The following is a 10,831-nucleotide window of genomic DNA, read 5'->3' as shown; positions in this document are numbered from 1 at the left end:
GCAACATGCCAGAACCGATATCAACCTGACCAAGCACTACTAGGGGTCGTCCGCGGTGTGCCGGTCACCACCGCACGGTCAGTCGCCTCGGTGAGCGGACGCCGCGGCCGGTCACGACCTCGGTGTCCAGGACGTGGTCCGGCCGCGATGAGGGGAGTGCGTCGAGGAGACCCGTGCCTTAAGCGCGGCGAGAAGCCGGCCCAGGCAGACATGGGGGCCGTTGCCCATGGCCAGGTGCGGCTGCGGCTGCCGGTGCGGGTCGAACCGGTCGGCACGTTCCCACCGACGCTCGTCCCGGTTGGCCGACGCCAGGTTCACGCAGACCACGTCACCGTGGCGCAGCCGCTCACCGCACACCGACCGGGTCATCTGCAGGTCGTACAGGCGCTGGTGCACGAACTCGTGCACCAGCGCCTCGGCGAACCGCTCGGGGGTCCGTGTACACCGCCGTGCGACGAACGCCACGTCGGGGATCTCGTGGGTGGAGGCGCTGTCGAACGCGTCGGGGCCGTCCACGGCGATGACATACCGGGCGTGCCGGAACAACCCCGCGCACAGCTGCGGTGCGGTGTCCAGCATCAGCCGCACGGCGACGCGGGCGACCGCGGTCTGCTCGGAGTGAAGGGGTGCGAGGCGGGTCGCGCCCTGCTCGAATGCAGACCCAGTGACGTAATGCTCAACGAACGTGCCATGCCCCGCAATTGGGTGTCAGCCGCAGCCGGCGACGGCGGCCACCTTTTACTGGCAGACGGCGAAAGAACGTATAAGTCGCCTCACCACAGGTGGATTCGGCAGCGGACCGGGTACCGAGGCATGGTGTGGTCTGCCCTTCGCCCTCGTGGCCTTCACCCGCGTCGCCTTCACCCGCGTCGCCTTCGCGCGGCGCCGCTCAGCCGCCTCGTCGCCGCCAACGCGATCAGCTCCGTGGGCGACGGAGTGCGGTTCGCGGCGCTGCCGATGCTGGCGGCGGCGGTCACGCGTGACGTGTTCTGGGTCTCCGTCGTCGCGGCCGCCGGCCGGGCGGCCTGGCTGCTCGCACCCGTCATCGGCACCCTCGTCGACCGCATGCCCGCCCGCCGTTCCCTGATCGCCGGGGATCTCGTGCGCTGCGCGGTGCTGGCGTTGCTGTGCGCGTACACGGCGACCGGGCGGGTGCCCCTGCTCCCGCTCGTGCTGACCGCCTTCCTGACCGGCCTCGCCGAGGTGTTCTTCGACAGCGCGGCCCAGTCGATCGTGCCGTCACTGGCCGCGGACCGGGAGCTGGAACGGACGAACGCCCGGATCATCGCCGCACAGATCACCGGTACCGGCTTCCTGGGCCCGCCGACGGGAGCGGCGCTGTGGGCGGTGGGGCAGCCGCTTCCGTTCGCGGTGGACGCGGTGTCGTTCCTCGGCTCGGCGCTGCTGCTCATGGGGCTGCCGTCGCGGCGGCCGGACGGACGGCAGGCCGGCGACGGGCGGGCGGAACGCGGTGTGCGCGGCCTGTCGCGCGACACCTGGGCCGGCCTGCGGCTGCTGGGCGGCCACCGGATCCTGCGCCGCCTCATGGTCGTGGTGGCGGTGCTCGGCGTGGGCCAGCAGGCCGTGTACGCGGTGCTCGTGGTGTACGTGGAGCGACGTCTCGGCCTGCCGGCCCACGGATACAGCCTGATGCTCGTGGCGGCGGCCCTCGGCAGCCTGGCCGGAGCCAGGGCGGCGCCCTGGACGGCGCGACGGCTCGGCTCCGGACGCAGCCTGGTGGTGTCGGTGACCGTGTCTGCGCTGAGCTACCTGGTCGTCGCAGCGGTGCCCTGGTGGCCGCTGGTGGCGCTGATGCTGGCCGTCAACAGTGCCGGCGTGGTGCTGTGGAACGTGTGCACGGTCTCGCTGCGGCAGCGGCTCGCCCCACCGGGCATGCTGGGCCGGGTCACGAGCGGCTACCGGATCGCGGCGTGGGGGACCATGCCTCTGGGCGCCGCACTGGGCGGCGTGCTAGCCAAGGACGCCGGTCCGGACGCGCCCTGGGCCGCGGCCGGCCTCCTTCTCCTGGGCTGCCTTCCGCTGCTGCGGAGAATGCCGTCAACGCCGTCGGAACCGACGCGCAAGCGGGCAGCGGCTGCAAAGACGGACGACCGGAGGGAGAGTTGACGCTGGGCTCAATTCCCGTGGATTTCCTGTGTGTTTCGGCATTTCCCTGACTGTGTGGATTGCCTCGTCGCTCAGGCATGCGCGGACTCCGGAGACAATCCGGTTTCTGCACGCACCTTCATAAGGTGCAACACGGGGCCATATCCGCCTCGCCGGCTTTTGTGTATCCGGCGGAACCCCCTGCCGGGCCGTCACCGCAGTGCCCGCCGACCCCTAGGCGCTGTCCGACCGGTCGGACAGCGCCTAGGGGCGGTTAGGGGTCTGGCGGCGGCGCGGCGGCGATTAGCGTCGGCAGCGGACCACGGCAGATGGATGGACGGCAAGGGCACGGATCGCCCGCCGCCCGGCTCGCCGGGTCCCGGCCGGCGTCCCTGCCCCGGCCGCCGCCGCGTCCCGCAGCCGAGCAGAGGTGATCAGCGTGTCTCCGGATCCCAGCGCGAAGGGAACCGTTCCCTTCGGGGAGTACCGGACCTGGTACCGAGTGACCGGTGAACTCGGCGCGGGACGGCCGGCGGTCGTCGCCGTGCACGGCGGCCCCGGCAGCACCCACGACTACCTGCTGCCCCTGGCCCGGCTCGCCGAGGACGGCTGGCCCGTCATCCACTACGACCAGCTGGGCAACGGCGGCTCGACCCATCTGCCGGACATGGGTGCCGAGTTCTGGACGGTCGAACTTTTTGAGCGTGAACTGGCCAATCTCGTAAAGCAGTTGGGTATCGCCGACGACTATGTGCTGTTCGGCCAGTCCTGGGGCGGCCCCCTGTGCGCCCGGCACGCGATGACCGCTCCGGCCGGTCTGCGAGGGCTGGTCATCGCCAACGCGCCTGCCTCGTACCCGATCTGGCTGCGGGAGGTGGCGCGGCTGCGCGCCGAGCTGCCGCCAACGGTGGAGCAGACCCTGCGGCGGCACGAGGCGGACGGCTCCTACGACAGCCCGGACTACCTGGCCGCGATGCGCGTCTTCTACGACCGCCATGTGTGTCGTGTGACGCCCTGGCCGCGCGACTTCCTGTCCTCCTTCATGGAGATCTACAACGATCCGACCGTCTACTACGCGATGAACGGGCCCAACGAGTTCCACGTCATCGGCTCCCTCAGGAACTGGTCGATCATCGACGAACTCCACCGGATCAGCACCCCGACCCTGCTGATCAGCGGCCGCCACGACGAGGCCACCCCGGCCGTCGTCCAGCCGTACCAGGACGGCATCCCCGGAGCGCGCTGGGAGATCTTCGAGGAGTCCAGCCACCTTCCGCACCTGGAGGAACCGGAACGGTTCTTCGAGGTGATGACCGACTTCCTCAAGAGCCTCTGACGCTCTCCAGCCTGTGAAAGGGGGCGGGGATCCCGCCATGGCACACGACACCGCTCTCGTCTTCCCCGGCATGGGCCCCGTCCCGTTCGCCGAGGTGGGCCGGTTCATGGTGGCCAGCCCCTACGCCCGGGACCTGGTCGCCGTCGCCGACGAGGCGCTCGGCTACTCGCTCGTGGACGCCTTCCGGACCTCTCCGGGCGACTACTCCGAAGCCGCCCAGGTCGCGTTCTTCGTCAACTGCCTGGCCTGCGCCCACTGGGCCCGCGACCACCTCGGCGTGGAACCCGACATCGTCGCCGGCCCCAGCTTCGGCGAGAAGGCGGCCATCGCCTACACCGGCGCCCTGGAGCTGCCCGACGCGGTGCGTCTGACGGCCGAGATCGCCCGCTGCCTGGAGGAGTACTTCGCCGAGGAGCACCAGGACATCGTCACCCTGTCCTTCGTCCGCGCCCCGCGCGACGGCCTCGACGCGATCCTCACCGAGCTGGACGAGGCGGGGGAGTGGCACGAGATCTCCTGCCACATCGACGACGGCTTCTACATGATCTCCCTGCCCGAGCACCGTGTCACATGGCTGGAGGAGCGGCTGCGCGGCATCGGCAGCCTCCCGCTGTACACCATGCGCCCGCCCATGCACGCCTCGGCGTTCCGCTCGCTGCGTGACAAGGCCGAACGCGAAGTGGTCTCCCGCTACTCCTTCGCCGACCCCAAGCTGCCCGTCGTGGCCGACCAGGACGGCCGGCTGCTGCACACCGGCGAGGAACTGCGCACCATGCTGCTCGACGGCTTCGACCACCCCATGAACTGGCCGAGCGTCACCACGGCCCTCAAGGACGCCGGTGCCACGCGCCTGTGTGTGGCCGGGCCGGACAGCCTCTTCGGCCGGGTCCCCTGCGCGACCCGGAACTTCGACGTCGTCGCCGCACAGCCGCGGCTGGCGATGACCCCCCGGCGCCGTTCGCGCGCCGCCTGACCCCGCCCGACTCGTTGGAGGCTCCCATGTGGGACGACCAGTTCGAACAGATACTCCGCCCCTTCGTGCCGTTCCTCGGCCCGCAGGAGGAGCTGACGCCGGACGCCGAACTGAAGGACCTCGGCCTGGACTCGCTCGCCACGGTCCAGTTGCTCGGCACGCTGGAGGAGGCCTACCAGGTCCGCTTCCGGGACAGCGCGCTGACCATGGACACCTTCCGCACCGCCGGCGTGCTGTGGGACACCGTGCAGAGCATGCTGCACACCACCGCGAGCTGACGGGACGGCCACCGTGGATCCCACCATGGACAGCACGCTGTCCGGCCGGTTCATGCGCGGGCTGGCCCTCTCCCCGGACCGGCCCGCGCTGCGCGCCGACGGCGTCGACACCACCTACCGTGAACTGCACGAACGTGCCCTGGTGCTGGCCGGCTCGCTGCGCGCCGGGCTGCCCGACCGGCCGCCCGCCGTGGGCGTGCCGGCCGGCAAGGGACCCACGGCGTACGCGGCCCTGCTGGCCGGCCTGTACAGCGGCGTCACCGTAGTCCCGCTGCAGCCGGCCTTCCCCGCCGCCCGCACCCGGCAGATGATCGAGGCCGCCGGGGTCGGCGCTCTGCTCGCAGACGACGACGCCCTGCCCGCCCTGACCGCGCTGCACGCCGAGGGTGTCAGCCTGCCGACGCTGTTCGCGCCGGGCGGGCAGCCGATGCCGGCGCTCGCTGTCGACGCGGACAGCGCCCTGAAGGCGCCGATGCCCGCCCGGCCCTCCGACATCGCCTACGTGCTGTTCACCTCCGGCTCCACCGGCCGCCCCAAGGGCGTCCCGGTCACCCACGCCAACACCGCGCACTACTTCCAACTGCTGGACGAGCGCTACGACTTCGGTCCGCATGACGTCTTCTCGCAGACCTTCGACCTCAACTTCGACTGCGCGATGTTCGACCTGTTCTGCGCCTGGGGCGCCGGAGCCACCGTCGTACCGGTCCCGCCGCACGCGTATGCGCATCTTCCGGAGTTCGTGGCCGGGCAGGGCATGACCGTGTGGTTCTCCACGCCCAGCGCGATCACCCTGGTGCGCCGCACCGGCGGACTTCAGCCGGGCGCGCTTCCGTCGCTGCGGTGGAGCTTCTTCGCGGGGGAGGCGCTCAGCTGCAAGGACGCCGAGGACTGGGCCGGCGCCGCGCCGGGTGCGACGCTGGAGAACCTGTACGGCCCGACCGAACTGACCGTCACCATCACCGCACAGCGCTGGACGCCGGGACGGTACCTCAACGACATGGTGCCCATCGGCGCCGTACACCCGGGTCACGAGACGCTGCTGCTGGGTGCGGACGATGCGCCCAGCGACGGCGACGAGGGTGAACTGTGCATCGCAGGGCCCCAGTTGACGCCAGGCTACCTCGACCCGGCCGACGACACCGGACGGTTCCTGGAGCACGGCGGGCACCGCTTCTACCGCACCGGCGACCGCGTCCGGCGCGCCGAGGACGGCGGCTGGCTGTACCTCGGCCGTCAGGACGCCCAGGTCCAGGTGCACGGGGTGCGGGTGGAGCTGGCGGAGGTGGACGCCGCCGCACGGACCTGCCCGGGCGTCGAGGACGCCGTGACCGTGGCGGTGCCCGTGGACGGCACGGTGGAGCTGGCGGTCTTCCACACCGGGGTGCCCGTGCCGCCCGCCCGGCTCGCCCGCCATCTGCGGGAGCTGCTGCCGGCCGCGGTCGTCCCGCGTGCCTACCACCACCTGGACGCGCTCCCGCTCAACTCCAACCGCAAGACCGATCGCAGGAAGCTCGCCTCCCGGGCCACGGCCATGCGGCAGTCCGGCGGGGCGGCACGCACTCATGAAAGGCGGCAGGAGTCGCAGTGAACGGTCAACCGACAGCGCAGGCCCGCACCGACGCCCGGACGCACGACGCTCGCACCGACGCCCGGGTGCACGACCTGCTCGACGAGGCCACCGCCGAGTGCCCCGACGCCCCGGCGGTCGCCGACGGCGAGGGCCGCTGGACGTACCGGGAACTCGCCGCCCACAGCCACGCCGTAGACGCCTGGCTGGAGGAGCGCGGCATCGGCCACGGCGACCGGGTCCTCGTCCAGCTGCCCAGCACCCGCGAACTGGTCGCGCTGCTGTACGGCACCGCGCGCCGCGGTGCCGTCCTCGTCCCGGTCAACACCGGCATGAAGGACTTCCATCTGCGGGCGGTCGTCGAGAACTCCGAGCCCGCGCTGGTCGTCGTCACCGACCCGGCCGTGGAGCGGATCGCCGCGCTCGCCGAGAGCGTACCGGTCCTGGGACTCGGCGAGGCGTGGCAGGACATCACCACGCTGCGGGGGCGGGGGGCTCGGTCCTGCGGTGCCGAGGTCGGCCCCGAGGACCTCGCCGTCCTCGTCTACACCTCCGGCTCGACCGCCGCCCCGAAGGCGGTGATCTGCCCGCACGGCCGGATGGTCTTCGCCACCGAGGCCATCAACCTGGAACTCGGCTACCGCCCCGACGACGTGGTGTTCTGCCGTTTCCCCATCTCCTGGGACTACGGCCTGTACAAGGTGCTGCTCACCGCCGCCGGCCGCAGTGAACTGGTCCTCGCCGACGGCGAGTCGGACCTGGTGCTGCTGCGCCGCATCCGGGATACCGGCGCCACCGTCGTCCCGATCGTCCCGTCGCTGGCGACGATGATCGTCGCCCTCGCCGAGCGCGAGCCCAGCCGGAAGTCCCGGGTACGGATGTTCACCAACACCGGTGCCGCGCTGCCCAAGACCACCGCCGACGGACTGCGCACGGCGTTCCCCGGCGCGGAGGTGATCATCCAGTTCGGGCAGACCGAGTGCAAGCGCGTCTCCGTGCTGCCGCCCGCCCACCAGGACGCCAAGCCCGACTCGGTCGGCCGCCCACTGCCCGGCACCCGCGCCTTCGTCGTGGACGACGACGGCAAGGCGCTGGCGCCCTGGCAGACCGGCGAGATCGTGGTGGAGGGCCCGCACGTCATGCCCGGCTACTGGCGCGCACCGGAACAGACGGCACGCGCCTTCCGCCCCGCCCCCGACGGCGGACTCCGACTGCACACCGGCGACTTCGGCCACGTCGACGAGGACGGCTTCCTGTACTACGAGGGCCGCCGCGACGACATGTTCAAGCACAAGGGCGTTCGCATGAGCACCACCGAGATCGAGAGCGCCGCCACCGACATCCCCGGCGTCCGCGCCGCCGCCGTCCTGCCGCCCGCCGAAGGCCGCGCCCTCGCGGTGTTCGCCGAGGGTGACATCGACCCGCACGCCCTGCTCAAGGAGCTGTCGCTACGGCTGGAGCCCGCCAAGGTGCCCGGCGTCAGCCGTGTCGTCGACGAGCTGCCGCTGACCCCGCACGGCAAGCACGACCGCAAGCAGCTCGCCCGCCTCCTGGAAGGAACCACCCCGTGACCGGCCCCACCGTACTGGCCGAGCGCTTCGGTACCCCGTCCTACGTCTACGACCTGGACCGGGTGGCCGCGGCCCGCGACGACCTGTTCGCCGCGCTGCCCGACGAGGTCGAGGTCTTCTACGCCGCCAAGGCCAACCCGCACCCCGAGCTGCTGCGCGAGCTGCGCGCCGGCGCGGCCCGCGGCTGCCGCGCCGAGATCAGCTCCGTGGGCGAACTCGACGCCGCCCTGCAGGCCGGCTTCCCCGGCGACCGGATCCTCTACACCGGTCCCGGCAAGACCACCGAGGAACTGACCGAGGCGCTCACCCGCGGCGTCCGGCTGTTCTCCACCGAGTCCTACGGCGACCTGCGCCGCGTCGGCGAGAGCTCCCTAGAGCTCGGCGTCACCGCCGACTGCCTGATCCGGGTCAACAACGCGACCGGCGCCGCGGCCACCAGCATCCGGATGACGGGCGTGCCCTCGCAGTTCGGCTTCGACAGCGAGACCCTGCCCGGCCTCGCCGCCGACCTGCGCGAGGTGCCGGGCACCCGCATCGCCGGGCTGCACTTCTTCCCGCTGAGCAACGCCAAGGACGAGGCGAGCCTCATCGCCGAGTTCCGCCACACCGTCGCCACCGCCGCCGCCCTCCAGCAGGCCCTCGGGGTCACGTTCCGCTTCGTCGACATCGGCGGCGGATTCGCCGCTCCCTACGCCGTGCAGGGCGAACGACCGGTCTACCGCGAGCTGCGCGACGCCCTGGCCGAGACGCTGGACGAGCACTTCCCCGGCTGGCGCAAGGGCGCCCCGCAGATCGCCTGCGAATCCGGCCGCTACCTGGTCGCCGACAGCGGCACCCTGCTCACCTCCGTCGTCAACGTCAAGGACAGCCGCGACACCCGCTATCTCGTCCTCGACGCCGGCATCAACACCTTCGGGGGCATGTCCGGCCTCGGCCGCATCCTGCCCGTGTCCGTCGAGCCGCACGAGTCCGTGGGCGCCGACGGCACCCCCGCGAGCCTCGCCGGGCCGCTGTGCACCCCGGGTGACCTGCTCGGCCGCAACGTCCCGCTGCCCGAACTGGCCCCGGGTGCCCTGCTCACCGTGCCCAACGCCGGTGCCTACGGCCCCACCGCCAGCCTTCTGATGTTCCTCGGCAGGCCCGCCCCCGCCGAGATCGTCGTACGCGGAGACGACGTCGTCTCCGTCTCCCGTATCCAGCACATCCGCACCTACGAACACGGACAGGCCCTGTGATGAGCCCCTCCCCGATAACCCCCACCCCCGGCGACCAGCCCGTTCTCGTGGCCGGCGGCATCTCCGACTCCCACACCTGGAACCTCGTCTACCTCCACCTCCTCCTTGAGGAGCACGGACACCGCGTGGTGAACCTCGGCCCCTGCGTCCCCGAGGACCTGCTCATCGCCGAGGCCCTGGCCGACCGCCCGGCCCTGATCGTGGTCAGCAGCGTCAACGGCCACGGCTACCACGACGGCATGCGCACCGTCACCCGGCTGCGCGAGCACCCCGAACTCGCCGACGTACCCGCCGTGATCGGCGGCAAGCTCGGCATCGCCGGACCCTGCGGCAACGACGAGGTGGCCGCCCTGAGCGCCGCCGGCTACGACGCGGTGTTCGACGACAGCGCCGAGGGCGTCGCCGCCTTCCGCCGCATGCTCGACACGCTGCCGCAGCGGGCCCTGGTGTGACCGGTGTCGGGTTCGGCGCGTTCGTGCGCCGGGCTCACGACGCCGGCCACCTCGTGGTCCAGCCCCGGATGGGGATGAGCAGCCCGGAACGGATGCGGGCCGGGCTGCTCGCCACCCGGAACGCCACGGCGACCACCGTCGGCACCCTCACCCTGGACAGCTACACCCGGGTCGGCGACCTGGAGTCGGCCAAACTGGCCGTGCTGGAGGGCGTCGCCCTCAACGGCTATCCGATCGTGAGCCACGAGACGACGACCACCCTTCAGGTGCTCGACCGGATCCACGGACCCGACTTCCCGGTCCAGGTCCGGCACGGCTCGGCCGCGCCGCAGGACATCTTCCGGGCACTGATGGCCGTCGGCCTCGACGCCTCCGAGGGCGGTCCGGTCTCCTACTGCCTGCCCTACGGCCGAGTCCCGCTGCGTGAGTCCGTCGCCCACTGGGCGGCCTCCTGCGAACTGCTCGCCACCCTGTGCGCGCCGGGCGCCGCACCGCACCTGGAGACCTTCGGCGGCTGTGTCCTCGGGCAGCTCTGCCCGCCCAGCCTGCTGGTCGCGGTCAGTGTCCTGGAGGCGATGTTCTTCCACCGGCACGGCATTCGCAGCATTTCCGTGAGTTATGCCCAGCAGACCGATCCGCGCCAGGACGCCGAAGCGGTGGCCGCGTTGCGCACCCTGTGCGCGCGGTTCCTGCCGGACACCGAATGGCATGTCGTCGTCTACGCCTACATGGGGCTGTATCCGGAAACCGAGCACGGCGCCTACCGACTCCTCGGGAAAGCGGCCGAACTCGCCGTCGCCAGCGGCTCCGAACGGCTCATCGTGAAAACCGTCGCGGAATCCCGCCGCATTCCCTCGGTCGCCGAGAACGTCGCCGCCCTCGAATACGCGGCGACGGTCGCCGCGCGCACCCCCCGCGCCCCGCTCGACGGCCCCGGCACCCAGACCTACGCCGAGGCCTTCGCGCTGGTGAACGCGGTGCTGGAGCTGGACGACGATCTCGGCGCGGCGCTGCTCACGGCGTTCGCCAGAGGCCTGCTCGACGTTCCCTACTGTCTGCATCCGGACAACGCCGGATTCAGCCGGAGTTATATCGACGCGGACGGCCGGCTGTGCTGGGCCGACATCGGAAAGATGCCACTGCACGGCATCGCCGACGTACGCCCCGCACAGGCCATCACCTCCGCAGATCTGCTCGACTCCCTGTCCTATGTGCGCCGTTCGTACGACCGGCACGACCCTGAGGACGCGGCGGCCTTCGAACTCGCCCGCCCCTAGGGGTGCTTAAGGGTGTGGCTTTTCGTGGCCCGTCAT

General features: G+C 71.6%; 10 protein-coding genes. 9 read left to right on the top strand and 1 reads right to left on the bottom strand.

The genetic code is table 11. From position 1 onward, the window contains the following. Nucleotides 1–111: 111 nt before the first annotated feature. Nucleotides 112–579, bottom strand: coding sequence for a cytochrome P450 (locus tag AV521_RS38075; protein WP_107481134.1), 468 nt, complete (start codon nucleotides 577–579; stop codon nucleotides 112–114). Nucleotides 580–672: 93 nt separating this feature from the next. Here AV521_RS38075 and AV521_RS38070 point away from each other — a divergent pair, with 93 nt between their 5' ends. The 9 genes from AV521_RS38070 (at nucleotide 673) to AV521_RS38030 (ending at nucleotide 10,795) form a co-directional block, all read left to right on the top strand. Then, the gene (locus AV521_RS38070; protein WP_107481133.1) at nucleotides 673–2,127 is read left to right on the top strand and encodes an MFS transporter; all 1,455 of its coding nucleotides are present in this window, start codon (nucleotides 673–675) and stop codon (nucleotides 2,125–2,127) included. Nucleotides 2,128–2,545: 418 nt separating this feature from the next. Then, nucleotides 2,546–3,442, top strand: a complete 897-nt coding sequence (locus tag AV521_RS38065; RefSeq protein ID WP_076095326.1) for a proline iminopeptidase-family hydrolase — start codon at nucleotides 2,546–2,548, stop codon at nucleotides 3,440–3,442. Between the two features lie 37 nt (nucleotides 3,443–3,479). Continuing rightward, complete coding sequence (locus tag AV521_RS38060) at nucleotides 3,480–4,415, top strand: ACP S-malonyltransferase (RefSeq protein ID WP_076095324.1); 936 nt, start codon at nucleotides 3,480–3,482, stop codon at nucleotides 4,413–4,415. Between the two features lie 26 nt (nucleotides 4,416–4,441). Next, nucleotides 4,442–4,693, top strand: coding sequence for a phosphopantetheine-binding protein (locus tag AV521_RS38055; RefSeq protein WP_076095322.1), 252 nt, complete (start codon nucleotides 4,442–4,444; stop codon nucleotides 4,691–4,693). 25 nt (nucleotides 4,694–4,718) lie between these two features. After that, nucleotides 4,719–6,281 carry an AMP-binding protein gene (locus AV521_RS38050; RefSeq protein WP_076095320.1) on the top strand — a complete coding sequence of 521 codons (1,563 nt, stop codon included), beginning with the start codon at nucleotides 4,719–4,721 and terminating at the stop codon, nucleotides 6,279–6,281. Then, a complete protein-coding gene (locus AV521_RS38045; RefSeq protein ID WP_076095318.1) occupies nucleotides 6,278–7,831 on the top strand; it encodes an AMP-binding protein in 1,554 nt (517 codons plus the stop codon). The genes AV521_RS38050 and AV521_RS38045 overlap by 4 nt, the downstream gene beginning before the upstream one ends. Continuing rightward, nucleotides 7,828–9,066 (top strand): decarboxylase, encoded by a 1,239-nt coding sequence (locus tag AV521_RS38040; protein ID WP_076095316.1) that lies wholly within the window; start codon nucleotides 7,828–7,830, stop codon nucleotides 9,064–9,066. The genes AV521_RS38045 and AV521_RS38040 overlap by 4 nt, the downstream gene beginning before the upstream one ends. Continuing rightward, on the top strand, nucleotides 9,066–9,518 hold the full coding sequence (locus AV521_RS38035; RefSeq protein WP_076095314.1) for a cobalamin B12-binding domain-containing protein: 453 nt from the start codon (nucleotides 9,066–9,068) through the stop codon (nucleotides 9,516–9,518). The genes AV521_RS38040 and AV521_RS38035 overlap by 1 nt, the downstream gene beginning before the upstream one ends. Further along, nucleotides 9,515–10,795 carry a methylaspartate mutase gene (locus AV521_RS38030; RefSeq protein ID WP_076095312.1) on the top strand — a complete coding sequence of 427 codons (1,281 nt, stop codon included), beginning with the start codon at nucleotides 9,515–9,517 and terminating at the stop codon, nucleotides 10,793–10,795. The genes AV521_RS38035 and AV521_RS38030 overlap by 4 nt, the downstream gene beginning before the upstream one ends. Nucleotides 10,796–10,831 lie beyond the last annotated feature (36 nt).

It is taken from the genome of Streptomyces sp. IMTB 2501, from assembly GCF_001953885.1.
Taxonomy (GTDB): Bacteria; Actinomycetota; Actinomycetes; order Streptomycetales; family Streptomycetaceae; genus Streptomyces.
This window is presented reverse-complemented; position numbering and strand designations above follow the sequence as displayed.